Here is a 25,145-nt window from a genome sequence, read left to right on the forward strand (position 1 = left end):
ACAGCACGACGGCCGGCCTTGACGGCCCTTGCGCGCGGCGCGTCTGCGCGCGCAGGCCGGGACGAAGGAACGACCGCCAGGCACGAACAAAGGAACAGTGCGAAGTGAGGAGCTATCGATGACGTAACCAACATCCCTTACCCGCCGAGGTCTGCGAGAGGATTGAGACGACGATGGAGAATCGGTCTTCCCGGCGCATGCGAACACTGGTGACCCGAATGGCCCCTTCGAGGCCTGTCCGCTAATCAGCTCGAATGCGCGCTGATATCCATGATGGCCCGGAGCACAACACGCTCCAATCAGAGGCCGGATACATTGATGCAAGACCGCATCTGCCAGGTTGACGAAACCTCTTGCAACGCGCGGCCGGACCATACATTCGGGTCAATCGCGCAGGTTTGCCCCTCGGGCAATCCTTTGCTTTGAAGGAAACCGAGTCGCTAGCAGCGGTGCGACAGACGACGTTATCGTTGATCCGCGAAGGGCCAAAAAGGAGATGCCGTCTGTCATTTTCGTTTCGCCATCGGCTTTGCGAACTCACGGGCGCTGTCAATGAAGAGCTGCGCGACCGGGCTGAGGGCGCGATCTCTTAGGGTAACGATTCCGTTTGGCCGTCGGGCCATTGGCAGTTCAACGGGCAAAACCTTGAGCGCCGCGCCCCTGGTGAGAAGCCTCAGTGCCGAAGCCGGGAAAACCGTAATAAACCGCCCTGTTTCCAAAAGGCTAACCCGCGTGTGAGGGGAATCAGTGACTACTGTCGCACGGGGGTAATCAAGCCCGCTGGCACGAAAGGTTTCCGCTATGATTGATCCGATCACGCTTTCGGGTGGTGGCAGGACCCAACGCTCCCTTGCCAGATCGGAGATTTGGATCTTGCGCCGCCGGGCCCATGGATTTTTTGCACCCGCCGCTACGACATAGCGATCATCAAAAAGAAACTCGAAGTCCAGCCGCTCGTCAGGATGCGGGCCGGGACTTCGCACGATTAACAGATCAACCTTGCGCTCGCTCAGCTCCTGGTGCAGTGGCTCTATATATCCGGTTACGAGATGAAATGCGATCCGCGGATAGCGCCGCGAGAGCCGATCTATCAGCGCGGAAACGAAGCTTGCGGCCAAGAACGCGGTGCTGCCAATTCGCACTTCCCCAGCGCTCGGATCGGCAAGACATTCGATGTGCCTCACGCCCTGACGAAGATCATCAAAGACCGCCGTTCCACAATTCAGCAACGCGCGGCCGCATTCCGTCGGCTCAACTCCTCGCTGATGGCGGTCGAGCAGGCGGACGCCGAGCGTATGCTCGAGATCGCCGATTGCTCTCGAAACATTTGGCTGAGTCGTATTTAAGATGAGCGCTGCCTTGCCCATGCTGCCGGCCTGCACCACCGCCATGAGGACGTGCAGATCCTGCAGTTTCATGCGGCTTCCGATGCGATCGCTCATCTGCATGAGGCCACCCATTTCCGGTTTGAGATGATCTCATCAGATAATAGCCTTATGCAGGTATGGCGGCATCAACTATGTTGGCGCTTCAGGAGCGGGCCGGGTATAGGTGGCACGGGAGGAGCAAGCTAGTGACACATTCCCGACGCCAACTTCTCCACCTTGCAGCGGGTGCTGCTGCGCTCCCCACGCTCTCATCGGTCGCTTGGGCGTATTCTTATCCCTCGCGGCCGGTGCATATTATTGTCGGCTTTGCCGCTGGCGGCCCGAATGACATCCTCGCGCGTCTGATCGGACAGTGGTTGTCGGAGCGGCTCGGCCGGCCATTCGTCATCGAGAACCGGCCGGGCGCCGGTAGCAATATCGCTACCGAGGCGGTCGTGCGCGCAGCGCCAGACGGCCTCACGCTCCTCCTCGTCGGCACGCCAAACGCGATCAACACCACGCTGTACGAAAAGCTCGAGTTCGATTTCATTCGGGACATTGCGCCTGTGGCTGGTTTGATCCGCGGTGCCCTCGTCATGGTGGTCCATCCCTCGGTACCGGCCAAGACGCTTCCCGAGTTCATCGACCATGCCAAGGCGCACCCGGGCAAGCTCTTCTACGGGTCGGGCGGCGTCGGCGGGATCACCCACATCACCGCCGAGCTATTCAAGCAAGAGGCCGGCGGCCTCGACATCCAGCATGTGCCCTATCGCGGCGTGGCGCCCGCGCTCACCGATCTACTCGGTGGTCAGGTGCAGGTCCTCTTCACGAACCTTGCCATATTGGTTGGGTATATCGGGGCCGGCAAGCTGCGCGCGCTCGGGATAACGACGGCAACGCGCTCGGAGGCGCTGCCGGAAATCCCGACGATAGGCGAGTTCGTCGCGGGTTATGAGGCAAGCTCGATCTTTGGTCTCGGAGCGCCCAGGAACACGCCCATCGAGATCATCGACAAGCTCAACAAGGAGATCAACGCCGCACTCGCTGATCCCGATTTCAAGGCACGGCTTACGCACCTGGATGGCACCGCACTTAGCGGCTCTCCCGCCGATTTCGGCAAGATAATTGCCGACGAAACCGAGAAGTGGGGCAGAGTGATCCGGTTGGCCAATATCAAGCCGGAATGAGGTTAGCCTCCGCATGTTGCGCAGAATTGGAGAGAGTTCACATGCAGCCGCTGAACGCCCCACTCCGGACATATGAAGTTGAACGTCGCGCCCTTCACGCCGCTCGGCCCGGTTTCCGGATCGCAGAGATGCAGATCAGTCCGACCCAAACGATACCTTGGCACTACCACACGGAAGCGCAGGATACATTCTACATCATCAGCGGAGCGATACGTGTTCTTGCGCGAGAGCCCGAAGAAGAGGTGTGCCTGACGGTCGGTATGACCTATTCTGTTCGTCCGGGACGTCCTCACCTGATCGCTAACGCCGGTGACATCTCGGCCGTATTTCTGGTCCTGCAGGGCATGGGCGAGCACGATTTTGTCCCGCTCACTTGATGACGGGCGGCTCGCCCCGCGACTTCAGTAAGGTCATCGTGGCTACTGAGAAGTGGAAGGTATCACAGCTCGCGAACACTGAACTGGGATAGCTGCACGACTTAGGGCTTGCGACTTCTGTCACACCGGCACCACAACGCATGCACGAGCATACCAAGCGACACCGCACAGAGAATTGGATGCACAATCAACTCGCTGCTGGTCCAGGCCAGGCTCTCGTTCTGGGGCGTCCTGTTCCAGGTCCTGCTCGGCATGGCGCTGGCACTGCTACTCAACATCCCGTCGCGCTTCGTCGAATTCGCGCGCACCTTCTTTCCTGATTCCGATGGTGCTGCCCCCGATCGTCGTCGCCGTGATCTGGAAGCTGATCTACACGCCCGACATCAGCCCGCTCTACGACGCCGCGCAAGCCCTACATGTCGCGATGCCGGCGTTGACCTCGAGCGTCGATTTCGCGCTGACCGCGATCATCATCGCCGACACCTGGGAGTGGCTGCCCTTCACCTTCCTAATGGTGCTGGCGGCGCTGCAGACCATTCCGGACGAATATTCGGAAGCCGCCCTCGTTGACGGCGCGAGCCGCCTGCAGATCTTCTGGTACGTCACCCTGCCCTTCATCATGCCGATCCTGGTGATATCAGGCATGTTCCGCCTGATCGACAGCGTGAAGGCGTTCCCGCTGATCTTCCTCCTGACCGGCGGTGGGCCGGGCACGCTCACCGAGGTCACGAACTACTATGCCTACCTCCTCGCCTTCGACACCAACGAGATCGGCTATTCCAGCGCCGTGACTGTGGTGATGCTGCTGCTCGTTGCCGGCATCAGCCTTGGCTTGGTCTGGATGGGCCGGCGCTGGGAGGCGATGGCATGAGCGGACGCCTTGGACGCCGCGCCACACCCGGCCGGCTGGTCGCGATCATTGCAACGCTGCTCGTCCTGCTCTCGCCGTTCCTGTGGCTGTTGCAGATGAGCTTCAAATCCAACGACCAGATCCTGCAATTCCCGCCGCCCCTGCTGTTCACGCCGACGCTCGAAAACTATATCTCGCTGTGGCACAGCGCGTTCTCGGCGTCCTTCGTCAACAGTCTGCTCAGCGCCTCGCTCTCGACCGCGCTTGCGCTGCTGCTCGGCGTGCCCGCGGCCTACGCGCTGTCGCGCTGGGCCGGGCGCGGCAAGCACGCGCTCGGCTTTGCCATCCTGGTGACGCGCATGGCGCCGCCGATCGCGTTCACGATTCCATTCTTCCTGTTCTACCGCTGGATCGGGCTGCTCGACACCATTACCGGTCTGGTGCTGGTCTACACCAGCTTCAACCTGCCGCTGGTGATCTGGATGATGCAGCCGTTCTTTGACACCATTCCGGTCTCACTGGAGGAAGCAGCCCTTGTCGACGGCGCGCGGACGCGCACGGTGTTCACGAAAATCGTGCTGCCGATGGTGACGCCGGGCATCGCCGCGACCGCGATCCTCTGCTTCCTCTATGCCTGGAACGACTTCTTCTTCGCGTTGATCCTGACCCGCACCAATGCGCGCACCGCGCCGGTCGCTGTGGTCAATTTCATGAACTACGAGGGCTGGGAATGGGGCAAGATCGCCGCCGGCGGCTCGCTGGTGATGGCGCCGGTGCTGATCTTCTCGCTGGCGGTGCGCCGCTATCTCGTCTCCGGGCTCACCGCCGGCGCGGTCAAGGGGTGACAGAAGACAATGCAGGCGGCTACGGATCCGGGCCTGGGTAGCTCAAGCGGCCGCCGGGCAGGACGCGTGCGGCCGAGTTCATCGCCGCCTCCTCGATTTTCCCAGGTCCCATAATGTGAAACACGCTCTCGCCGGCGGCGAGCAGGTAATCGGTGATGATCCGCCGGTGGCATCGCCACCATACCGTCTCGGCGCACATGATGGCGCATCGCTGCGCCCGTCCGAGTTCGCGCAGATGCGCGAGCCCCTCGCGAAAGCTCTCGCTTACGGCGTAGTCGGCATAATTGTGAAAGCTGTCGTTCTGCCAGAAGGCGTTGGTCTGGTGCGGTACCTCGCGCTTGCGGCTGCGCAGGCCGCCGAGCGAGGCGATATGCTTATAGCCGATCGAAACGGCCGCAAGTGTTTGCGGCAGGGTCTCGCGGTTGTATTGGGGATTGGTGCGCGAGCGGGGCACCGCGCGAACGTCGGCGACAAACGTGACGGAGGCGCCCTGCAACAATGCGACGAATTCACCGATCGGACGTGTGCCGTGGCCGATCGTGAAGAACGGGTGAGCCATGAGACGCCCCAGCTGTCAGATTGCCCGCGGCCCGTCAGTTCCGCAGCAAGCGCAGCGTACGGCCCTTATGCAAGGCGACGTGATCGGTCTTGTCGCTTTTGATCTCGTATTGCGGATCGTCCGGGCTGGCATGGTGGACGTAGCCCTTGTACTCGACGTCTTTGGTGTGCACGCGCAGGATATGGCCGCGCACCCGGCCGGCCTCGGAATTCCAGCTGACGTGATCGCCGCTCTTGAAAGTTTTCGGCACGGCGAACCAATGCCGGAGCGCGTGTGGGTGTTCCAGTGAGCAAGACGCGCCAGTCCGTCTACGCTCTGCGAGCTACGCCGGACACGCTTCGCATCGAAATTGCCTGGATCGTGGCTTGCCGCGCCGTAGCTCGCGGCGACAAGCCCGCCTGAGCCCGTTGGGCTTCGGCGCGGCATCCTTCTCTCGGCTATCGCGAGCGAAGGATGGTGGGCACGACAGGGATCGAACCTGTGACCCCTACCATGTCAAGGTAGTGCTCTCCCGCTGAGCTACGTGCCCTAGAGATCGTCTAGATCGGGTGGGGTCCCTATAACGGCTCAGGAGAGCCGGCGCAAGGACGGAACAGGCGGATTTAGGCGGCCAGCATCTTGTTCACTTCGCTCACCAATTCACGCAGGTGCACGGGTTTGGACAGCACCTTGGCGTTCTTGGGGGCGTCCGAATCCGAGTTCAGCGCCACCGCGGCAAAGCCGGTGATGAACATGATCTTGATGTCGGGATCGAGTTCCGAGGCCCGGCGGGCGAGCTCGATACCGTCCATCTCCGGCATCACGATGTCGGTCAGGAGCATCTCGAACGGCTCTTCCCGCAACCGCTGATAGGCGGCCATGCCATTGTCATGGGACGAGACCTGAAAACCGGCGTTTTCCAGCGCCTTGACCAGGAAACGGCGCATGTCGTTGTCGTCTTCGGCGAGCAGGATTTTTGGCATGGCAGGAACGTTGAATCCCCAAGGCATCAGCAGCGGTCACTAAGCCCGACAGAGGGTAAATTTCGGGTGAAAATCTTTAACCCTCAGCGAAACCCTTGGCGAGCTGTGCGAGCGCCCCTTGTGAACCCGAATGCGGCTGGAAGCAATCGAGCGGCTCAGAGACACCCTCCTCCATCCCCGCAGGGTTAAGATACGTTCCAGTGCCGATCGCATCTTTTCGCTTGGCAGGGCGGTTGCGATTCCGGACAATGAGGACACATAAGAGCCGCTCGACCGGCCGAATCGATTCGATCCGGATCTTGCCGGATCTTTCCGGATCTTGCGGCGCGAAGGGACGAAGCCTGAGAAGATGACCCGGTTTGTCGGCGAAGCGTCGCCAGCCTTCGAGATCGTGGAGCCCGCGCAATGGCGCGCGCCGGTTATCTTCAACTCGCCCCATTCCGGCTCGACCTACCCGGACGAATTCCTCACGACCTCGCGGATCGACCTGCCGACGCTGCGGCGGTCGGAAGATTCCTTCATGGACGAGCTGATCGGCCATCTCAGCGACCGCGGCTTTCCGACCGTGCGGGTCAATTTTCCCCGCTCCTATGTCGACGTCAATCGCGAGCCCTATGAGCTCGACCCGCGGATGTTCTCGGGCCGCCTGCCGAGCTTCGCCAATACCCGCTCGATGCGGGTGGCGGGCGGGCTCGGCACCATCCCGCGCGTGGTCGGCGACGGCCAGGAGATCTATCGCGAGCGCATCATGGTCGACGATGCGCTGGCGCGGATCGAGACGCTCTACAAGCCCTACCACCGCGCGCTGCGCCGTCTGATCAACAAAGTGCACCAGATGTTCGGCACCGTGGTGCTGGTCGACTGCCACTCGATGCCCTCGGTCGGCGTCTCCCGTGACGAGCCGCGCCGGCCCGATATCGTGATCGGCGACCGCTATGGCACGAGCTGCACGCCGCTGTTGCCGGACCGGGTCGAGGAAACCATGAGCGGGCTCGGCTATTCGATCGGCCGCAACAAGCCCTATGCCGGCGGCTTCATTACCGAGCACTACGGCAATCCGGCCAGCGGCCTGCATGCCGTCCAGCTCGAGCTGAACCGTGCGATCTACATGGACGAGCGGCGGCGCGAGCGCAGCCCGCGCTTCGCTCAGGTCGCGTCCGATTTCGCGGTGCTTGCCGACGTTCTGGCGACGACGATCCCGTTTGGCGATCTCGGCCCGTTCCAGGCCGCGGCCGAATAGGCGCAAGCTTCGCCGCGCGATCAAGTCGCGGATCACGACCGGACACGGGCAACAGGCCCAAGCGGATCGAGCGCGGAATCTTCGCTTGGCGTTTTCGTGCGCTTGAAGTGAAGACGAAGGCCGCAAGAAAAAAGGGCCGCTTGTTATGAACAAGCGGCCCAAGTCTAGGGAGGAAACGCCCAAGGAGGGCAGCGGTAACGCAGAGCGCTACCGCACCGCAACAATATGCGGCCGCGCCGCACAAAGTGCAAGGGCTTTTGAGCGGTTTCCCATGCAAAACACACATGGCTCGGTTGCTTCCAGAGAAACCCAGATTCAGTTCCTTTGATAAGGAATTTCAATGGGTTGATTGTCATTTGCATACGAACGAGGCAAGCCTGGAACTAAGCATTCAACTCGATGATCGATATTTGGCCAGCCTATGGCTCCGCTGAGACAAACATGGTGCGGCATCCAAAATACCAGGGAGCAAATCAAGACAGCGCTGCCCGTCACAGGCGAATTGAGGTAGGCAGATGCGAAGCTTCACCCGACTTTCGTTTTGAGGAGACGCCGTGACGGTGATCGACTTCTCCGCCTTCATCGGACGGCTCGCCACTGCGTCCGGCGAAACCATCCTGCCGTTCTTCCGCACCTCGCTGTCGATTGACGACAAGAGCAAGACCAAGGATTTCGACCCCGTGACGGAGGCCGACCGCGCCGCTGAAGCGGTGATGCGGCGGCTGATCAAGGCCAACTTCCCCCAGCACGGCATCATCGGCGAGGAATTCGGCAGCGAGCGCGAGGATTCGGAGTATGTCTGGGTGCTCGATCCCATCGATGGCACGAAGTCCTTCATCGGCGGCTTTCCGATCTGGGGCACTCTGATAGCGCTCTTGCACAAGGGAGCGCCGGTGTACGGCATGATGCACCAGCCCTTCATCGGCGAGCGCTTTTCCGGCGACAACGGCTCGGCCCATTATAAGGGTCCCTCCGGCGAGCGCCGGCTCCAGGTCCGCCGCTGTGCCTCGCTCAGCGAGGCGACGACCTACACCACCAGCCCGCTGCTGATGAACGAGCACGATCGCGCCATCTTCGGCCGCATTGAGCAGGGCGCGCGGCTGTCGCGCTATGGCGGCGATTGCTACTCCTATTGCATGCTGGCCGCCGGCCACGTCGATCTCGTGGTCGAGACCGAGCTGAAGCCCTATGACATCGCAGCGCTGATCCCGATCGTGACCGGCGCCGGCGGCGTCGTCACCACCTGGGAGGGCAAGCCGGCCCAGGGCGGCGGCCGCATCATCGCCGCCGGTGACGCGCGGGTCCACGAAGAAGCAATGAAACTGCTCAACGGATAAGCGATGCGCGGGGCTTGATGAGAAACTGGCGCAAGCGCCTCCTCGCGATCCCGTTTCTGTTTCCGGGGCTCGCATCCGCCAGAACGCGGTCGCAAAGGCCACGCGCAAGGCGCCACGTGAAGTCGCGAAAGCTCTTCACTGCGGGCGCGAGCGATGAGGGCCAGCTCAGCGCGCGTATAAGCCTTCGACGATCGGCAATCGAGCGGCCCGGACAGCCGGAAACAATCCACCGATCAGGCCCACGATCAGTGCAAGCGCGACGCCCTCGGCGATCAGCCAGGGACTAAGCTTGAAGTCGAACACCACCTGCGTAAAGTTGCCGCCAAGGGTAGACGCCGTGACGCCGTCGAAAATCAGATAGGTCGTGGCGGCGCCCAGCAGGCCGCCGATAACGGCGAGCAAAAGCGACTCGGCGAGCGTGCCGACAAAGGCGGGGAAGCCGCCGAAGCCGATGGCGCGCAGCGTTGCGATTTCTGTCGCGCGGGCTGCGACCGACGAATACATCGTGTTAAGCGCGCCGGCGACCGCGCCCAGGGCCATCGCGATCGCCAGCGGCCAGCCGAGCTTCTGAATCAGGTCGGAGGTCTGCGAGGCCTGCTCGGCGAAGTAGGCTGCTTCGGATTTGACATCGAGCTTCAGCCGCGGATCGTTGTCGCTGTAGCTCTTGAGCTCGTTGAGTGCGGCCGGCCCGGTGAGGCGCGCGCGCACGGTTTGCACGACGTTGTTGCGGTTGAACAGGCTCTGCACAACATTAAGGTCGGCCCATATCTCGGATTCGAACACGCTGCCCCCGGCCTCGAACACACCGACGACGGTCCAGCGCGAGGCGCCGAACGACACGGTGGAGCCGACGTCGAATCCCTCGAACTCGCGCAACAATGCCTTGCCGACCACGACCTCATTGCTGCCTCGGTTGAACATGCGGCCTGCGGTGATGGCAATGTCCTTGCGTAAGTTCGTCCCCTGTTCACCGATTCCGCGCAGCGGAAGGTTCGCCTTGGTCTTGGTCGAACGCTTGATGCCGTCGACCACGAGATAGAGTTCCGGCGAGATCAGGGGCTTGCCGTCGCTACCGCGGGCGATGCCGGGACCGTCCTCGATCAGCCGCACCTGGTCGCGGCTCACCGTGCTGTTGATCTCGGCCTGCGAGCCGGCCCGCAGCACGATGGCGATGTCGTCGGCCCCGGACCCCGCGATGGTGCGCTGGAAGCCGTTGGCCATCGCCAGGAACGCGAGCAGCACGATCACCACCAGGGCGATCGCGATCACGGTCGAGAGGGAGAGCCAGCGCCGCTGTCCAATGCTCTTGAGATTGATGGCGGTAACCGCCGCGACTTGAAGCCAAAGCGAACGCATGCCTACCCCCGTCCGAGCGCGGTTGCAATCTTGAGCCGCATGGCGTTGAGCGCCGGAATGATTCCGGTGATCAGCCCAAGCGCGATCATCAGTGCCAATCCTTGTAGCGCGATCGTTGGCGATACCGAAAAAGCGGGCGCGACGTTGGCGAGGCTGTTGCGGAGCGCCATCGCAATCAGCCCCGCAATCGCCATTCCGGGAATGCCGCCGAGCAGCGCCAGCAGCACGGACTCGCCCAGCACCATCGCGAGGATGCGCGGGCCAGAAAAGCCGAGGGTCTTCAGTACGCCGATCTCACGCGTGCGCTCCCGGATCGACAGCGCCATCGTGTTGCCGACGATCATCAGGATGGTGACGAAGGCGGCGCCGACCACCAGCAATACGATCAGCGCGATGTTGCCGAACTGAGCCGCGAAGGCCTTGCCGAACGCCTTTTCGGTATCGGTCGAGGTCTCGGCGCTGGAATTGGCGAACATCGCGTCGATTGCCTTAGCCACCCGATCGTTGTTTTCAGGCGAGGTCGTCTGAAGGATCATCCAGCCGATGGTGTCCTTGCCGAAACTGCGGGTCTCGTCGAAATAGGCGTACTGAAACAGGAGGAAGTTAGTATCGATGTGCTCGGCCTTGCCCTTGACGATGCCGGCAATGGCGAGATCCCAGGTGTGGCCGCCGCTCTTCTGGCTGAAGATGTTGCTGTTAAGCGGGATGCGATCGCCGATCTTCCAACCCCACTTCTGCGCCAGCTTTTCGCCGACCACCGCGCTGCCGCGGTCCCGCATGAAGGCCTGAAGCTGTTCGGGTGGAACCTCGAATTCGCTGCGGTAGACGTCGAAGTAGGTATTCGGCTCGATCGCGAGCGCCATGATGAAGTTCTTCGGGTCCTGATAATAGCCGCCGAACCAGTTGGCGAAGGTCACCTGCCGCACGCCCTCTACCGCACGGACGCGATTGAAGTAGGCGATCGGCATCGGCTGGGTGAAGTTGATCTTGTTGACGGTAATCATCCGGTCCGCCGCGGCGCGATCCTCGCCGGCGGTAAAGGCGCGGTAAAATCCGGCGAGCACACCGAAGATCATGAAGGCGATCAGAATCGACACGATCATCAGGCTGGCGCGCAATTTGCGGCGAAACAGGTTTTTCCGGACCAGGTCGAAATCGTTCACGCGGCCAGCTCCCGTTCGACGAAACGGCCCTTGTCGAGATGCAGGACGCGCTTGGCATAGTTTGCCGCGGCAGGATCGTGCGTCACCATCACGATGGTCTTGCCGAGTTCGCCATTGAGCAGTTGCAGGATCGAAAGGATCTCGTCGGCGGACTGCCGGTCGAGATCGCCGGTTGGTTCGTCGCATAGCAAGAGGTTCGGATCGGAGACGATGGCGCGCGCAATCGCCACGCGCTGCTGCTGGCCGCCCGACATTTCGCGCGGACGGTGCTTGGTGCGATCGGCGAGGCTGACCACGGAAAGAGCGGTGTGAACGCGCTCGGCGCGCTCTTTGCGGTTCAACCTGGTGAGCAACAGCGGCAGTTCGACATTCTGCGCCGCGGTCAGCATCGGCATCAGATTGTAGAACTGGAAGATGAAGCCGATATTGGCGGCGCGCCAGGTGGCAAGTTCGCCCTCGGAAAGACCATCGATGCGCTGGTCGGCAACCGCGATCTCGCCGGCGTCTGCGCGGTCGATGCCGCCCAGCAGGTTGAGCAGCGTGGTCTTGCCTGAACCGGACGGCCCCATGACGGCAATGAAGTCGCCGCGGGGGATCCTAAGGTCGAGATGATCGAAGATCGAGATCGTCTCCTTTCCCTTGGTGAAACGTTTAGCTACGCCGGTCAGGCGAATCATCGGATGCTCGGCTGTCACGCTCGTCTCCTTCTCAAGGAATCCGGCTTGGGGGGTTAGTTCGCGGCGGTGGCTTCAGCAGCACCCTTTCCTTTGGCGTCCACGAGGAAATTCACCTTGACCGCCATGTCGGGCAGGATGCGCGGGTCCTTCTTGTCGAAGCGGATGCGGACCTTCACCGTGGCCTTCTCGCGGTTCGCCGTCGGCACGATCGCGATCACCGAGGCCGGAATGGTCCAGTCCGGATAGGCATCCAGAATCGCGCTCACGGCGCCGCCGGGGACGACCCGACCGATGAAGGCTTCGTTGACGTCGACCTCGATTTCGATCGAATCCATGTCGACGATCGTGCAGATACCGGTGCGCGTATAGCCGCCGACTGACATCGGCGAAATCATCTCGCCCGGCTGTGCGCTACGGTCGATGACGACGCCGGCGAACGGCGCTCGAATTTGATGCTTGTCAAGCATCGAGCCGCTGCGCTTGGCGTCGATCGTGGCGGTCTCGAATTGCGACTTGGCCTGGCGCAATTGCGCGCTGAGCACGCCGACCCGGGCCTGTGCCTTGGTCAGATCGGCCTCGGTGGCGAAATTCTTTTGCGACAGTGTTTGCACCCGCGACATGATCCGGGTCGCATCCTCCAGATCCGCGGTGATCGCGGCCACCGCGGCATCGGCCGTCTCGACCCGCGAGCGGGCCAGCTCATAATCCTTTTCGGCAAGCACGCTATCGAGGCGCGCGACGACCTGACCGTCGTTCACCGTCATGCCTTCGTCGATGAAGACCTCGACCACTTTTCCGGTGATCTCGGCGGCAACGGTTGCCTTGCGGCGCGCCACCACATAGCCGGAGGCCGCAAGACTGCCCGCCGCCTTGTTATTCGTTGTAGTTCGTTCGGGCTGTGGCGTCTCGGGCTGCGGGGCGGACGCGATCTGCGATGCGGTCTCCTTCGGCGGATCTTGTCTGCGAAATTCGAAAGCGGCAAAGGCGGCAAAGGCGGCGAATGCGACGACGCAGGCGACGATCGCCGCCGAGATTGGCAACCGGCGGCTACTCGATCCCTCCGCCTTGTTAGCGCTGCGATCGATCGTCAGCGATCTCAGCAATTTGGTCTTGTCGTCGGTCATCGTTCGTTTCCATCCGGTTCTTCGCTGCAGCTCGCGCCGGCGGCATCGTCTCTCGCGCTGTCGGTCTTGCTCACGGCCGGATTACTTGTCTCGCCATTAACCGGATTACTTGTCTCGCCATTAATAAGGGCAGGCCTCAAGTTCGGTAAGGCGGGCCCCGTCGGTTGCAATCCACATTCGGCTCTCGCGAGCGCCGGGCGGCGCCCGTTTTCGACAAGGCGAGTTGCGGGAAATTTAAAGCTTAACAGCGACAGAGGCAATTCCTGAAACTAGCAGGCGTTGTACTCCATGTTGCCAGTTGTGGCCACGCGCGAATCCTTCGCCTGAACGCCCGCCGGCTTCCGAAAACCGCTCAAAACTCGGCACAACCTCGCAACGGGAACCGGTCGCTGGAATCGGCCGTCGATGGCAAAAATGTCGCGCTCCAGCGACGCCGGCACAATCTCCGAGAGCCTCCAATGATGGCGCCATTGCGCGCTGACGCGAGTGAGCGCTCCAGGGGAGCGTCAGAGCAGCGCCCCGTCACACCGCCGCGGCCCTTAAATGCTCCACCAGCATCTTGGCCGGTCGCGGCAGTGTCTTGAAGCTGCGCGCGCAGATCACGAGGCGGCGACTGGCGAAGGCGTCGCGCAGGCGGACTATGGCGAGCGGCATCAGTTTGGCGCAGCGGCGGGCGGCGGCTTCGGGCACGAGGGCTACGCCGACATCGGCGGCGACGAGCTGGCAGATCGCGTCGAAGTCGCGCAGGCGGGCGCGGAAATGCGGCCGCATGCCGAGCCGGGCCGCGTGCTTCGAGATGTGCATCTGCAGCGCGGTGGCGCTGGTCAGCCCGACGAAGTCGCAGGCCCCCGCCTCCTGGAAATCGATCTGGCGGCGCCCGGCGAACGGGCCGCGCCGCGACGTCACCAGCGTCAGGCGATCCTCGCTGAAGGAGAACCGCTCGATGTGGTCGGGCAGCGCGTGCTCGGCGGCAAATCCGAGGTCGGCGGCGCCCGCGGTGATCGCAGCCGCAATGTCGGTGCTCTCGCGCTCCTCGATGTCGATGGCGACGTCGCGATGCTCGCGCAGAAAGCCGGCGAGCGCCTTCGGCAGATGCTCCGACAGGCCCGAGGTGTTGGCGAGGAAATGCACGCTCGCCCGCACACCGCTGGCAAAGCCGGCGAGATCGCCGCGCATGGCGTCGATCTGGTGAATGACGAGGCGGGCGTGATCGAGCAGGCTCTCGCCAGCCGCGGTCAACTCCACGCCGCGGCGCCCGCGCTTGAGCAGCGCAACACCGAGCGCCTCCTCGAGCCCCTTGATGCGCGCGCTCGCCGAGGCCAGGGCCAGGTGCGAGCGCTCCGCGCCGCGGGTGATGCTGCGCTGGTCGGCGACTGCGATGAAGAGTTGGAGGTCAACGAGGTCGAAGCGCATGGCGGGTTCTCCTCAGCCTTCGTTCAAGACGAAGGCTGTCTGCGTAACCTCCAGATTGTGCCGGGGCGCGGCTTCGGTCAATGTGCAGGGATGATCGACCCGCTCCTCATCGTCATCGCCGCCGTGTTCCTGGTTGCCGGATTCGTCAAGGGCGTGGTCGGGCTCGGCCTGCCGACCGTGTCGATGGGCCTGCTTGCAGTGAGCATGGCCCCGAGCCGTGCGATCGCCATCGTGATCGTGCCAGCCATCGTCACCAACATCTGGCAGACCTTCGTCGGCCCTCACTTGCGCGACATCCTGAGACGGCTGTGGCCGCTGATGATCGGCACAGTGATCGGATGCTGGCTCAATGCCGGCGCGCTGACCGGTCCGCATGCGCGCTACGGCACGATCGTACTCGGCGTGCTGCTGATGATCTACGCCGTCATCGGGCTGAATAAGTTTCACTTCCGCGTCGCGCCGCAGAACGAGAAATGGGTCGGCGGCGTGGTCGGTGTCGTCACCGGCGTGATCTCGGCCTCGACCGGCGTGCAGGTGATCCCCTCGATGCCGTTCATGCAGGCGATCGGCATGGAGAAGGACGAACTGGTGCAGGCGCTCGGCGTGTTCTTCACCACTGCGACACTGGCGCTCGCCTTCAACCTGACGGCCGGCGGATTGCTGACGCCGGCCAATGCCGTGCCCGGCGCCGTCGGCATGGCCTGCGCCTTTGCCGGCATGTTCATCGGCCAGTCGGTGCGGGCGCGGATGCCGGCGGAGGCGTTTCGCCGCTGGTTTCTGATCGCGATGATCCTGCTTGGCCTTTATCCCGCCGGCAGCGCGCTGGCGAAGGAATTCGCGTAAGGCGGGTTACCGCGTCTCCAGCATGGCGACGCGAATGCCGAAATAGATGAACAGGCCGCCGAGGGTACGGTTGATCCAGGCGATCACGCCTTCGGACTGCCGGAGCCGGTGGGCGGCCTTCGCCGCGAACGCCGCCAGCACCAGGCACCACAATGTTCCCGTGCAGATGAAGATCAGGCCCAGCGTCAGGAAGGCTAGCGGCTTATGCGGCGCGTCGGCTGCGACGAATTGCGGCAGGAAGGCCAGGAAGAACAGCGCCACCTTGGGATTGAGCGCATTGGTGAAGACGCCCTGGAGGAAGACTCGCCGCAGCGAGGCCCGCTCGGGCTCGTCAATGGCCGTCCCCAGCGCCGGGCGCGACCACAGCATCTGCAAGCCAGTCACGACGAGATAGGCCGCGCCGGCCAGCTTCAGGATCGAGAAGGCGGTGGATGAGGCCATCAGCAGGGCCGAAAGGCCGATCGCCGCGCCCGCGACATGGAAAAAGCAGCCACAACTGATGCCGAAGGCGGCAGCGGCCCCGCCCCGCCATCCCATCTGCATGCTGCGGCCGATGACATAGACCGTATCCGGCCCTGGCGTGATATTGAGCAGCAATCCCGACAGGACGAAAAGCCAGATCTCGTGAATGCCCAGCATGCCGTTCCCCCGCCGCCCCGATCGGGCGGTCTCAAGCGATTCGGCTTAATCGGTTCGGCCCGCACCGTCCACCGCCGCGATTGCGCAGAATTTACCCCAAATTTGCAATGCGGATCATACTTTCGCTGGGCCTCATCTGCTCTATAAAGGCAGGGTTCTTGAAATGCAGGATTCGAGGCGACTGCCACCGCCCGTGGCCGGTCCGCCAGCCCTTGGAGCTCCGTGGATATGGAAAGACGCCTGGCTGCCATCGTCTGCGCCGATGTCGCCGGCTATTCGCGCATGATGGGCAGCGACGAGGCCGGCACCCATGCCGCCTTCAAGGCCCATCGCAGCGCGATCCACCCCATTATCCTCAATCATGGCGGCCGCGTCGTGAAGAACACCGGCGACGGATTCCTGCTGGAGTTCCCGAGCATCGTCGGCGCCACCGAGGCCGCTATCGCGATGCAGACGCTGATGGCGGAGCGTAACCAGCACCTTCCTGCCGATCGTGCCATGCAGTTTCGCCTCGGCATCCATATGGGTGACGTCATCGCCGATGAGGACGAAGTCTTCGGCGACGATGTCAACATTGCCGTGCGCCTCGAATCCGTGGCGAGCCCCGGCGGCTTCGCCATCTCGGCCAAGGCCTGCGAGGAGGCGAGCAAGCATCTGAGCGTGTCGCTGGTCGATGCCGGCAACCATCGCTTCAAGAACATCAAGGATCCGATCGGCGTCTGGACCTGGACGCACGAGGGCGCACCGGCGCTTGCGCCCGAGCTGAAGGAGGCATCCAGTCTCGCGCAGCAGTACCGGACCGCGATTGTCGGCGTGCTACCCTTCGCCAATCTCAGCGACGCCCAGGATGAATATTTCTCCGACGGCCTGACCGAGGATCTGATCCACGCGCTGTCGCTGCAATCCTTCTATCGCGTGCTGAGCCGCAACTCGACCTTCACTTTCAAGGGCAGGAACACCAGCACCCGCCTGATCGCGCGGGAGATCGACGCCACCTATTTGATCCAGGGCTCGGTGCGGCGTGCCGGAGCCAAGATCCGCGTCACCGCCGAACTGATTGCGCCGGAAACCGGCGAGCAGCTCTGGACCGGCCGCTACGACCGCGACATCGGCGACCTCTTCGCGATGCAGGACGAGATCACCACGAACCTGTCCGCCGCCATCGCCACCGAGATCGTCCGGGCGGAGGCCTCGGCGCCGGCGCGGCTCTCCACCGACGTCACCGCCTGGGACCGCTTCCTCAAGGGGCTGTCGCACTACTACCGGCAGACCAAAGAGGACCTCAACGCCGCCGTCGAGTTGTTCCGGGAGGCCATCCGGCTCGAGCCCAAACTGTCGATCGCACACGCCTATCTCGCCACGATCCAGATCCAGAGCATCCAGTTCGGCTGGGTCAAGGGCACGCGCCAGATGTGGGCCGAGGCGATGAACCTCGCTGAAACCAGCGTCCGGCTCGACCCGCGCTCCTCCTTCGCGTTCTCGATCCTGTCCTGGGTCCACGCCATGGAGGGGCATGACGAGGCCGCGATGGACGCCGCTAGGCGCGCGGTCGCCCTCAATCCCTACGACGTGGGCGCGCGCGGCGTGCTCGGCATCTGTCATTTCGTCATCGGCGAGCACCGCGAGGCGATCGAGCTGTTTTCGATGGCGGCGCAGCGCGACAACAGCGATCCGCGCTACCAATGGGCGGCGCTAAACGCATTCAGCCATTATCTTCTGGGGCAGTATGATGCGACCCTGTCGTGGGCCCGCGAGCAGCTCTACATCAACCCCAACCACATGCAGGCGCTGGCGATCCGCGCCGCGGCGCTGGCGCAGTTGGGGCGGATCGTCGAAGCGAGCGAGGCCACCTTGGTGCTCACGCGCAACTACCCTACCCTGAATATCGACCGCCATTTGCGCAATTTTCACTGGAAACGGCCCGAGGACATTGCCCATTACCGCGAGGGCCTGCTGAAGGCGGGCGTCCCGCTCGGCAAATTGACCCTGATCCAGAGCGACGTCAAACGCGCCGCCGAATCCTGAGGGCAAGCTGCGCCGCGCGGCGATTTCGCGTCCGCTTTTGTTGACAACCCCCAGTGAATTCAGCCACACATTGTCACACGCTGAAGTAGTATAGTCTAAAGTCTGTTTGTTAGGACTTTCCGCGCTTGATCGGCGCGTCTGATTTTCCCGATTCGCTGTTTTCAGGATTTTTGGGCCATGCATGACCCCACCTCGAAACCCTTCGTTCCCTCGATCGAAGTGTCGCAGGACAATCCCTGTCCGTTCCTGCGCGGCCTCGTCGGCGAGGGTTTTGTTGCCGGCGGAACGGTTCCGCTCGGCGCGCTGTCGCAGACCATCGCGGATGCGAGCGGCGAAACGGGGCCGAAGAAGGCATTCGCCGGCCTCCAGGTCCGCGGCGTGGCGCTCATCGCCAACGGTCTTAAGCACATCCTGAAGAGCATCTTTGCCGGCGCGCAGCTCGACGCGCTGCGCGGCGGCCCCCTCGACAAGCGCGGCGCCGGCTCGCGCATCCTCGGCGTCGACGGCAACGTCAACGAGGACGAGATTGCGCGGCTTGCCAGCTTCGGCCGTGCCTACACCGATCCGGACGGCGGCAACACCGAGCAAGGTCTCAACGCTTCGGAAATCAAGACCTTCATGAACGACAACCTCAAGCGCGCCGGCAGCGCCGCGCGCTGGTACTATCCGTTGCTGATGAAATTCGAATGGCCCGTCCTTCTGAAGATCATGGGCAAGGGCGAAGGCGAGGACCGCTATCTCAGCGTGGCCGACGTGCGCATGCTGTTCAATGAGCGCAAATTCCCGGCTCGCATCAACCAGCGGCTACTGTCGCAGCCGGTACTGTCGGCCTGCCAGCGCACAGTGCGCGGCGCCCTCAAGGTTGCGGCTTGGCTGCTCGCCATCGGCCTCGTCGCGCTCGTTGCGGTGGCCGAATTCCCCGACCAAGTCCGCGCCATGCTGCCGCAGAAGGGAATCCTCGCGCAGCTGCTGCCGCCGCCCTTGCCCAGGGTGCCGGAGACGACGGCAGCCTACTGGCTCGAGCAAAACTGGTCGCTGAAGGACCGGCACTGGTTCCACCATGCCACTCAGGGCACCGCGACTTTTCCGGTGCCCTACAGCTGGTTCCTCGCGCTGGAGCAGCCACGCCTTCATCTGGTGTCGCGGCCCGGCATGATGAAGGACAGCGCCTATCTCGAGCGCTTCGGCTTCATCCCGAGCCCGCAGTCGATCCAGACCGACGCGACGACACTGCGCCGCTTTGGCTACGCCAATGTCTATGAGACGACAACGCAGTTGCCGGACTGGTCGACCCGGTGGACGGCGGCGGAGAACGTCGACGGGCTGCCGGTGGGCTTCGCGCGGATGACCGGTGTCGTCGATCCCGCAACGGGCCGTCGCGAAGAGGACAAGATCGGACTGACCTGCGCGGCCTGCCATACCGGCCAGATCCACTACAAGGGCGCGGACGTGCGCTTCGACGGCGGCCCCGCCATGACCGACCTGAAGAAGCTCGAGATCGCGACCGGCCTGTCGATCGCCTACACGGTGTATGTTCCGTTCCGCTTCCAGCGCTTTGCCGATCGCGTGCTCGGCCCCGAAGCCAGCAAGACCGACCGCGACGCGCTCAAGCAGAAGCTCGGCGCGATCGGCACGTTCCTGATCGACTGGCAGAACAAGTACAACGATACGATCGCGCACAAGGAGACCTGGGACAAGAAGGTGCAGAAGGACACCGAGGAAGGTTTCGGCCGCCTCGACGCCCTCAATCGCATCGGCAACCAGGTGTTTTCACAGGATCTCGCGCTGAGCGGGCTCAGTGGATTCGAAAAGAACCTGCATGCCCAGGACGCGCCGGTCAGCTATCCCGCGATATGGACCGTGCCGTGGTTCAAATTCGCCCAATACGACGCCTCGATCGAACAGCCGCTGATCCGCAATGCCGGCGAAGCCCTCGGCGTGACCGCGCTGCTCAATCTCTCCGATGCCTATCCGGAGGACAGGCTTTGGCGGTCCTCGGTTCATATCAACACACTCGGCTGGATCGAGGACATGCTCAGAGGTCCCGATCCGTTCAAGGCGGCCGAGCCGAAGTTCGGTGGCCTGCTGTCGCCGAAATGGCCGTCGCAGATCCTCGACGATGCCTGGAAGCTGAAGCCCGATCGCATCGAACGGGGTCGTGCGATCTACGCCGAGATGTGCTCCGGATGTCACCTGCCGGCCGTCGACACCCCAGCCTTCTGGTCCTCGAAACATTGGGAGACAAGCGGCGACAGCAAGGTCCTGAACGCGGTGACGATCCCGCTCGACGAGATCAAGACCGATCCCGAACAGTCCCTTGTGCTGAGCAGCAGGACGGTCGACATGCCCGGCTTCCTGAAGGTGAATACGGCTGATCTCAAGACCTGGTGGCAATGCGACGGCTCGACCGCGAGCTCGCCGACCGAGATGGTGTACGCACTGGGCTTGATGACGGTCGTCGACCTCGTCGCCCGCAAGTGGATGGACGACGAGAAGATCCCGGACGCCGAGCGGGCGAAACTGTGGAATCTCGCCCGCAAGAACTGCCTCAATCCGGCACCCGGACCACGCTATCGGGCGCGGCCGCTGAACGGCATCTGGGCGACCGCCCCCTATCTGCACAACGGCTCGGTGCCTTCGCTGTACTGGCTGCTGAAGCCGCAGAAAGAGCGCCCGACGAAGTTCTGCATGGGCCACCGCGACTATGATCCCGTGACCGTCGGCTTTGTGGTCAGCGCGGACGAGCGCTGCAAGACCGGCGAAACGCAGTTCTCCATGACGGGACCTGACGACAAACCGATCCAGGGCAACAGCGTGCTCGGCCATTCCTTCGAGCGCAGGGAAGGCGAGCCGAAACGCCCCGGCGTGATCGGCCGCACGTTCAAGGACGACGCCGAGCGCTACGATTTGATCGAGTATCTGAAGACGCTGTAGCGCTCTTTCTTACCTCACCCTGCTTGCGGGGAAAGGTCGGATTGCATCCACATCGTCATTGCGAGCGCAGCGAAGCAATCCAGACTGTCTCCGCGGAAGGATTCTGGGCTGCTTCGCTGCGCTCGCAATGACGGAGAATGAGGAGTCTCCGCCAGTCCCATTGTCACCGTCCCCTGCGGAAGCAGCCCCTCACCCCAACCCTCTCCCCGTAAGAACGGGGCGAGGGAGCGCACCTCGCGCGCGGCAGCCATTCAATCCAAACTCTCACTTGAACAGCGGCGTGCCCGGTACGAAGGCGTCGAAGGCGGCCCAGAACTGGGAGCGGTAGCGGTCCTGCTCCTGGAGGATCTCGTGCTTCGAGCCGGCGATGACGAGGTGGGAGCCGGCGCGCAGATGATAGGCGAACTCCTCGATCGCCGCGGTCGACACCACGGTGTCATTGGAGGCCGCCAGCATCAGGATCGGCTGGCGAATTTCGGACGGGTAGCTCATGCGCTTGAAGGTGTTCATCGCGCGGAACGCCGTATCGGCCCAGGCGACCGTCGGTGAGGCCAGCCCGAGCGTCGGATCCTCCTCCAGAATCGCGGCATTGCGGGCATAGCGCACGGGGTCGCTGGTCAGGGGGTTGTTGATGAAGGGATCGAGCCCGGTGAGGCGGTCGCTGCCGCCGGGAATGTAGCGGCCACCCTGACCGAGCAGCCGCATCGTCTTCACTAGCGTCCGCACCGGAAACGAGGTGGCGCGGCCGGGCAGGTCGATCATCGGCGCCGACAGCACCATGCGGTCGAACCAGCGTTTTCCCGCATGCGCCAGGCGAAGCATCACCGCGCCGCCCATGGAATGGGCCAGCGCGAAGAAGGGCGGCGGGCAATCGGGCAGCACCACCTGCTGCACGAAGGTCTCGACGTCGATCTCGAAGTCGGCGAAGTCGCGCACATAGCCCTTGCGCGGATCGCGCAGCCGGCGCGAGGAATGGCCCTGCCCGCGCCAGTCGATCATCGCCACCGCAAAGCCGCGGTCACGCAGGTCGCGCACCGTCTCGAAATATTTCTCGATCTGCTCGCTGCGCCCGGTGAAGACGCAGACGGTACCCTTGCGGCCCGCGGGCGGCGCCCAGCGCGCAAAACGCAGCTCGGCACCATCGGGCGTCTTGATGGTACCGCTGACGACGTCTTCGGGCACGGGATTGGACGGAATCGAGACAAGCGTCATGGGTGGGGAAGTGCTGAAAATCAGGGGGCGGGAGCGCCACAGAGGCGCTGATTGCCGCCCTCTTGAACGCAGTTTCCCCAAACCCATATCACCATGGTGCAGGCCGCTACCAGTGTTTCGGAACCGGAACATCAGGCTGCACACAGACTAAGCCCGGCCCGATAGGCGGGCGGGTTGCCAACAGTCGCTCAATGGAGGACTTGACCATGCGTACCTACGATCTGACCCCCTTCTACCGTTCCACCGTCGGCTTCGACCGTCTCTTCAACCTGCTCGACCAGGCCGGTTCGGACGGCAGCCCCGGCTATCCCCCCTACAACATCGAGCGCACTGGCGAGAACGCCTACCGCATCACGGTTGCAGTCTCCGGCTTCTCCAAGGATGACCTCTCTATCGTCGCGAAGGAAAACACGCTGACGATTAAGGGCGACAAAGTCGCGAACGAGAACTCGAAGTCCGAAGTGCTCTACCGCGGCATCGCCGCGCGTGCGTTCGAGCGCGCCTTCCAGCTCGCCGACTTTGTGCAGGTAAAGAATGCCTCGCTCGAGAACGGCCTGCTTCATGTCGACCTCGTGCGCGAGATTCCCGAAGCCAAGAAACCGCGCCAGATCGCGATCAACACCGGCGCGCAAGGCGCGCAGGTGATCGAGAACTCGGTCGCCGCCTAAGCACAACGATAGCCGCCAAGTTGCGAAAACGCCCCGGTGCCCCGGGGCGTTTTTTTGTTTGGCTCTCCTTGTCCCGGCGAGGCCAACAAATCCTACCGCGAGATCGATAATCGTGCGCGGAAGGAATACCGAAGGACGAAACTGCCATACCCTCCCTGAGATGATGGTCTCGGCCTTTCAGGACGTCACCGATTGGCGGACTGCGTTGCTGGACTACTGCACTGCATCACAGAGCGGTGAAACGGCGCAACGCCGCCGCCCTGCGCCTCGTCCTTTGGATATCCAACCCAAAACAAGACGGAGAACGATCATGACACTTTGGCGCAGCCTTTTCGTCGCCGCGAGCCTGCTAGCGGCTCCGATCAGCCTTGCCCACGCGCAGACACCGCAGACCGTCAAGGCGAGGAACGTCGTGCTGGTGCACGGCGCCTGGGCCGACGGCTCGAGCTGGTCGGAAGTGATCCCGATCCTTCAGGCCGCCGGATTGCACGTCACCGCCGTGCAGAATCCGCTGTCGTCGCTTGCGGACTCCGTCGAGGCGACCGAGCGTGCGCTGGCCGAGCAGGACGGGCCGTCCGTGCTGGTTGCGCATTCCTGGGGCGGCACCGTGATCAGCCAGGTCGGCACTGACCCGAAGGTCACCGGGCTCGTCTATGTCGCCGCGCGCGCCCCCGATGCGAACGAGGATTTTGTCGCGCTGTCGAAGCAGTTTCCGACCGGTCCAGTGCGCGCCGGCATCGTCGAGCGCGACGGCTACACAAAACTCTCGGAAGACGCCTTCCTGAAGTATTTTGCCAATGGCGTGAAGCCGGAGCGGGCCAAGGAGCTTTACGCGGTGCAATGGCCGACGGCGGCCTCGATCTTCGCCGGCCGCACCACCGAAGCGGCATGGCACTCCAAGCCGAGCTGGTACGCGGTGTCGAAGAACGATGACACCATCAATCCCGATTTCGAACGCTTCCTCGCCAAGCGCATGAACGCAACCACGATCGAGCTCGATGCCGGCCACCTCTCGCTGGAAAGGACGTGGCGAATTTGATCCTGGAAGCGGCGGGGTATGGACGGAGCTGAGGGGTGATTCCTTCCAGCAGAAAAAGGCGCCCGAGGTCCTCCAGGCGCCTTTTGATTTGCTCGTCCCTCTCCGCGCCGTCGTCCTGGCGAAGGCAGGACCCATTACCTCAGAGAGAGATTTGGCGAAGACCTGTCGCCCGGTACTCGCGCCCGGTACTCGCACCTTCTACCGCCGATAGACCTCGCGGTATGGGTCCTGGCCTTCGCCAGGACGACACCGGAGGTGTGGGACCAGCTCGCATCTCGCAGCGAGCCGATCACCCAGCATCGCGCTCAATCCAGCCCCTGTGCCGCCGGCATGTCCTGGGTCGGGAGGATCGTCCCTGCGGGCTTGGCCTGGCCGACGGTTGGCGCGGCGGCTTGCGCCGCCGACTCGGCGGTCTTCGGTTGCGCGGCGGCCGTCTGCTGCACAGGCTGAGCCTGCGGTGCCTGGGCCTGCTGCGGCGCCGGCTCGGGCGACGCCGGCTTGGTGGCGGCCATCGGCCTCTCGCCGCGCGGCGGGGCGGCCTTGGGCAGCGGGACGGTGCGGCTTGCGACATGCGGGATCGGGGCTGGCGGCCGCGGTGGGCCGCTGCGGACCATGGTCAGCGGCGGCAGCGCGCTTTGTGGCCCGTAAGGTGTTACCGCGCGCTCCTCATGGGCCGGAGCCATGCCGAAGGCGTCGGCGGCCGGCACGAAACGGAGGATCCGGCCATCGCGGGCGTCGATCACAAGACGCCCGTCGTCGCCGCGGCGGTCGATCACCGCAATCGTGTAGACGGCACCGCGCAGGCGAGGGATTCCGAGTGGCGAGAAGCCGTTGTCGCGCAACACGGCATAGACCTCGGTGGCCGGTAAGGCCGCCACCGGCGCCGGCGCGCGCCCGTCATCATAGCCATATCCGTAACGCGGCGGTGGTGGCGGGGCGGCTTCGGGCGGCCCATACGGCCCATCGAAATCCGACACCGCGACATAGGCTCCGCGCGCGGCCCCGTTCGCCAGAATTTGCCCTTGGGCCGCAGTCGCGGCTAGCGCCAGCAAGGCTGCGGCCACACATCCTGTGAAAAACTTCATGGTCGATACGCTCCTGTCAGGCCCTGACGGGGCTTGCGCTCTTTCGCTTCTTGCGGCGTGGCGCGCCTTTCGAAGGGCCAAGACGAAGCTTCATTCGGGATTCCGGCGGCGCTTGGGCCGGATAGGGGCGCGTTTGCTTCAAATCCAGGGCGGCGCGCAAGCGGAAAGCGTTGATTGACATGTTGGGAATCGGGACTTGCACGCGCTTGTGTGATAGACAAAAATTTGGCAAGGTGATGTTTA

The 25,145-nt window shown here is 63.4% G+C and carries 22 protein-coding genes, 1 tRNA gene and 1 pseudogene; 11 read left to right on the forward strand and 13 right to left on the reverse strand.

What is annotated here, in order from left to right; all coding sequences use genetic code 11:
- Positions 1 to 506: 506 nt before the first annotated feature.
- Positions 507 to 1,418, reverse strand: coding sequence for a LysR family transcriptional regulator (locus IVA82_RS19020; RefSeq protein WP_247386849.1), 912 nt, complete (start codon positions 1,416 to 1,418; stop codon positions 507 to 509).
- Between the two features lie 101 nt (positions 1,419 to 1,519).
- Between IVA82_RS19020 and IVA82_RS19025 the strand changes: the two genes are divergently transcribed.
- The 4 genes from IVA82_RS19025 (at position 1,520) to IVA82_RS19040 (ending at position 4,626) form a co-directional block, all read left to right on the forward strand.
- On the forward strand, positions 1,520 to 2,554 hold the full coding sequence (locus tag IVA82_RS19025) for a tripartite tricarboxylate transporter substrate binding protein (RefSeq protein ID WP_247386848.1): 1,035 nt from the start codon (positions 1,520 to 1,522) through the stop codon (positions 2,552 to 2,554).
- Between the two features lie 41 nt (positions 2,555 to 2,595).
- Positions 2,596 to 2,931, forward strand: a complete 336-nt coding sequence (locus IVA82_RS19030) for a cupin domain-containing protein (RefSeq protein WP_247386847.1) — start codon at positions 2,596 to 2,598, stop codon at positions 2,929 to 2,931.
- A gap of 175 nt (positions 2,932 to 3,106) precedes the next feature.
- The gene (locus IVA82_RS19035) at positions 3,107 to 3,802 is read left to right on the forward strand and encodes a sugar ABC transporter permease (protein ID WP_256469672.1); all 696 of its coding nucleotides are present in this window, start codon (positions 3,107 to 3,109) and stop codon (positions 3,800 to 3,802) included.
- Positions 3,799 to 4,626 (forward strand): carbohydrate ABC transporter permease, encoded by an 828-nt coding sequence (locus tag IVA82_RS19040; protein WP_247386845.1) that lies wholly within the window; start codon positions 3,799 to 3,801, stop codon positions 4,624 to 4,626. The genes IVA82_RS19035 and IVA82_RS19040 overlap by 4 nt, the downstream gene beginning before the upstream one ends.
- 19 nt (positions 4,627 to 4,645) lie before the next feature.
- Here IVA82_RS19040 and IVA82_RS19045 read toward each other — a convergent pair whose 3' ends face one another.
- The 4 genes from IVA82_RS19045 to IVA82_RS19060 form a co-directional block, all read right to left on the reverse strand.
- Complete coding sequence (locus IVA82_RS19045) at positions 4,646 to 5,185, reverse strand: DUF488 domain-containing protein (RefSeq protein ID WP_247386844.1); 540 nt, start codon at positions 5,183 to 5,185, stop codon at positions 4,646 to 4,648.
- 34 nt (positions 5,186 to 5,219) lie between these two features.
- Positions 5,220 to 5,435, reverse strand: a complete 216-nt coding sequence (locus IVA82_RS19050) for a DUF2945 domain-containing protein (protein WP_148740709.1) — start codon at positions 5,433 to 5,435, stop codon at positions 5,220 to 5,222.
- A 204-nt stretch (positions 5,436 to 5,639) separates the two neighbouring features.
- A tRNA-Val gene (locus IVA82_RS19055) sits at positions 5,640 to 5,714 on the reverse strand.
- A 73-nt stretch (positions 5,715 to 5,787) separates the two neighbouring features.
- Positions 5,788 to 6,147, reverse strand: a complete 360-nt coding sequence (locus tag IVA82_RS19060; RefSeq protein ID WP_007597092.1) for a response regulator — start codon at positions 6,145 to 6,147, stop codon at positions 5,788 to 5,790.
- 349 nt (positions 6,148 to 6,496) lie between these two features.
- Between IVA82_RS19060 and IVA82_RS19065 the strand changes: the two genes are divergently transcribed.
- Together IVA82_RS19065 and hisN are read left to right on the forward strand one after the other, a co-directional pair.
- Positions 6,497 to 7,387, forward strand: a complete 891-nt coding sequence (locus IVA82_RS19065) for an N-formylglutamate amidohydrolase (RefSeq protein WP_247386843.1) — start codon at positions 6,497 to 6,499, stop codon at positions 7,385 to 7,387.
- Between the two features lie 554 nt (positions 7,388 to 7,941).
- Positions 7,942 to 8,724, forward strand: a complete 783-nt coding sequence (gene hisN, locus IVA82_RS19070; protein WP_247386842.1) for a histidinol-phosphatase — start codon at positions 7,942 to 7,944, stop codon at positions 8,722 to 8,724.
- Between the two features lie 165 nt (positions 8,725 to 8,889).
- Here the strand turns inward: hisN and IVA82_RS19075 are convergent, their stop codons facing one another.
- From IVA82_RS19075 to IVA82_RS19095, 5 genes are all read right to left on the reverse strand, one after another.
- A complete protein-coding gene (locus IVA82_RS19075) occupies positions 8,890 to 10,080 on the reverse strand; it encodes an ABC transporter permease (protein WP_247386841.1) in 1,191 nt (396 codons plus the stop codon).
- 2 nt (positions 10,081 to 10,082) lie between these two features.
- A complete protein-coding gene (locus IVA82_RS19080; RefSeq protein WP_247386840.1) occupies positions 10,083 to 11,243 on the reverse strand; it encodes an ABC transporter permease in 1,161 nt (386 codons plus the stop codon).
- Positions 11,240 to 11,920, reverse strand: coding sequence for an ABC transporter ATP-binding protein (locus IVA82_RS19085; protein ID WP_247386854.1), 681 nt, complete (start codon positions 11,918 to 11,920; stop codon positions 11,240 to 11,242). Before IVA82_RS19085 ends, IVA82_RS19080 begins: the two co-directional genes overlap by 4 nt.
- 53 nt (positions 11,921 to 11,973) lie before the next feature.
- Entirely contained in the window at positions 11,974 to 13,044 is a 1,071-nt protein-coding gene (locus IVA82_RS19090; RefSeq protein ID WP_247386839.1) for an efflux RND transporter periplasmic adaptor subunit, read from the reverse strand.
- A 522-nt stretch (positions 13,045 to 13,566) separates the two neighbouring features.
- Positions 13,567 to 14,457 carry a LysR substrate-binding domain-containing protein gene (locus tag IVA82_RS19095; protein ID WP_247386838.1) on the reverse strand — a complete coding sequence of 297 codons (891 nt, stop codon included), beginning with the start codon at positions 14,455 to 14,457 and terminating at the stop codon, positions 13,567 to 13,569.
- Between the two features lie 90 nt (positions 14,458 to 14,547).
- Between IVA82_RS19095 and IVA82_RS19100 the strand changes: the two genes are divergently transcribed.
- A complete protein-coding gene (locus IVA82_RS19100; protein ID WP_247493449.1) occupies positions 14,548 to 15,300 on the forward strand; it encodes a sulfite exporter TauE/SafE family protein in 753 nt (250 codons plus the stop codon).
- 6 nt (positions 15,301 to 15,306) lie between these two features.
- Here IVA82_RS19100 and IVA82_RS19105 read toward each other — a convergent pair whose 3' ends face one another.
- Positions 15,307 to 15,939 (reverse strand): LysE family translocator, encoded by a 633-nt coding sequence (locus tag IVA82_RS19105; RefSeq protein ID WP_247386836.1) that lies wholly within the window; start codon positions 15,937 to 15,939, stop codon positions 15,307 to 15,309.
- Positions 15,940 to 16,167: 228 nt separating this feature from the next.
- Between IVA82_RS19105 and IVA82_RS19110 the strand changes: the two genes are divergently transcribed.
- Positions 16,168 to 17,964 carry an adenylate/guanylate cyclase domain-containing protein gene (locus tag IVA82_RS19110; protein ID WP_247386835.1) on the forward strand — a complete coding sequence of 599 codons (1,797 nt, stop codon included), beginning with the start codon at positions 16,168 to 16,170 and terminating at the stop codon, positions 17,962 to 17,964.
- 177 nt (positions 17,965 to 18,141) lie between these two features.
- On the forward strand, positions 18,142 to 20,898 hold the full coding sequence (locus IVA82_RS19115; protein ID WP_247386834.1) for a di-heme-cytochrome C peroxidase: 2,757 nt from the start codon (positions 18,142 to 18,144) through the stop codon (positions 20,896 to 20,898).
- A 264-nt stretch (positions 20,899 to 21,162) separates the two neighbouring features.
- Here IVA82_RS19115 and IVA82_RS19120 read toward each other — a convergent pair whose 3' ends face one another.
- Positions 21,163 to 22,110 carry an alpha/beta hydrolase gene (locus tag IVA82_RS19120; RefSeq protein ID WP_148740698.1) on the reverse strand — a complete coding sequence of 316 codons (948 nt, stop codon included), beginning with the start codon at positions 22,108 to 22,110 and terminating at the stop codon, positions 21,163 to 21,165.
- Positions 22,111 to 22,316: 206 nt separating this feature from the next.
- Here IVA82_RS19120 and IVA82_RS19125 point away from each other — a divergent pair, with 206 nt between their 5' ends.
- Both IVA82_RS19125 and IVA82_RS19130 read left to right on the forward strand, forming a co-directional pair.
- Complete coding sequence (locus tag IVA82_RS19125) at positions 22,317 to 22,778, forward strand: Hsp20 family protein (RefSeq protein ID WP_247386833.1); 462 nt, start codon at positions 22,317 to 22,319, stop codon at positions 22,776 to 22,778.
- Positions 22,779 to 23,088: 310 nt separating this feature from the next.
- Positions 23,089 to 23,849: pseudogene (locus IVA82_RS19130) on the forward strand (alpha/beta hydrolase).
- Between the two features lie 273 nt (positions 23,850 to 24,122).
- On the opposite strand, the gene IVA82_RS19135 reads toward IVA82_RS19130, so the two are convergent.
- Entirely contained in the window at positions 24,123 to 24,902 is a 780-nt protein-coding gene (locus tag IVA82_RS19135) for a hypothetical protein (protein WP_247386832.1), read from the reverse strand.
- Positions 24,903 to 25,145: the final 243 nt, after the last annotated feature.

It is taken from the genome of Bradyrhizobium sp. 142 (genome assembly GCF_023074015.1).
GTDB lineage: Bacteria > Pseudomonadota > Alphaproteobacteria > Rhizobiales > Xanthobacteraceae > Bradyrhizobium.

Bases quoted from the DNA above. Each gene is read 5' to 3' on its own strand.
- IVA82_RS19020 (WP_247386849.1), bottom strand. From the start codon at position 1,418: ATGAAACTGCAGGATCTGCACGTCCTCATGGCGGTGGTGCAGGCCGGC.
- IVA82_RS19025 (WP_247386848.1), top strand. From the start codon at position 1,520: ATGTTGGCGCTTCAGGAGCGGGCCGGGTATAGGTGGCACGGGAGGAGC.
- IVA82_RS19030 (WP_247386847.1), top strand. From the start codon at position 2,596: ATGCAGCCGCTGAACGCCCCACTCCGGACATATGAAGTTGAACGTCGC.
- IVA82_RS19040 (WP_247386845.1), top strand. From the start codon at position 3,799: ATGAGCGGACGCCTTGGACGCCGCGCCACACCCGGCCGGCTGGTCGCG.
- IVA82_RS19045 (WP_247386844.1), bottom strand. From the start codon at position 5,185: ATGGCTCACCCGTTCTTCACGATCGGCCACGGCACACGTCCGATCGGT.
- IVA82_RS19060 (WP_007597092.1), bottom strand. From the start codon at position 6,147: ATGCCAAAAATCCTGCTCGCCGAAGACGACAACGACATGCGCCGTTTC.
- IVA82_RS19065 (WP_247386843.1), top strand. From the start codon at position 6,497: ATGACCCGGTTTGTCGGCGAAGCGTCGCCAGCCTTCGAGATCGTGGAG.
- IVA82_RS19075 (WP_247386841.1), bottom strand. From the start codon at position 10,080: ATGCGTTCGCTTTGGCTTCAAGTCGCGGCGGTTACCGCCATCAATCTC.
- IVA82_RS19085 (WP_247386854.1), bottom strand. From the start codon at position 11,920: ATGATTCGCCTGACCGGCGTAGCTAAACGTTTCACCAAGGGAAAGGAG.
- IVA82_RS19090 (WP_247386839.1), bottom strand. From the start codon at position 13,044: ATGACCGACGACAAGACCAAATTGCTGAGATCGCTGACGATCGATCGC.
- IVA82_RS19095 (WP_247386838.1), bottom strand. From the start codon at position 14,457: ATGCGCTTCGACCTCGTTGACCTCCAACTCTTCATCGCAGTCGCCGAC.
- IVA82_RS19100 (WP_247493449.1), top strand. From the start codon at position 14,548: ATGATCGACCCGCTCCTCATCGTCATCGCCGCCGTGTTCCTGGTTGCC.
- IVA82_RS19105 (WP_247386836.1), bottom strand. From the start codon at position 15,939: ATGCTGGGCATTCACGAGATCTGGCTTTTCGTCCTGTCGGGATTGCTG.
- IVA82_RS19110 (WP_247386835.1), top strand. From the start codon at position 16,168: ATGGAAAGACGCCTGGCTGCCATCGTCTGCGCCGATGTCGCCGGCTAT.
- IVA82_RS19115 (WP_247386834.1), top strand. From the start codon at position 18,142: ATGCATGACCCCACCTCGAAACCCTTCGTTCCCTCGATCGAAGTGTCG.
- IVA82_RS19120 (WP_148740698.1), bottom strand. From the start codon at position 22,110: ATGACGCTTGTCTCGATTCCGTCCAATCCCGTGCCCGAAGACGTCGTC.
- IVA82_RS19125 (WP_247386833.1), top strand. From the start codon at position 22,317: ATGCGTACCTACGATCTGACCCCCTTCTACCGTTCCACCGTCGGCTTC.
- IVA82_RS19135 (WP_247386832.1), bottom strand. From the start codon at position 24,902: ATGAAGTTTTTCACAGGATGTGTGGCCGCAGCCTTGCTGGCGCTAGCC.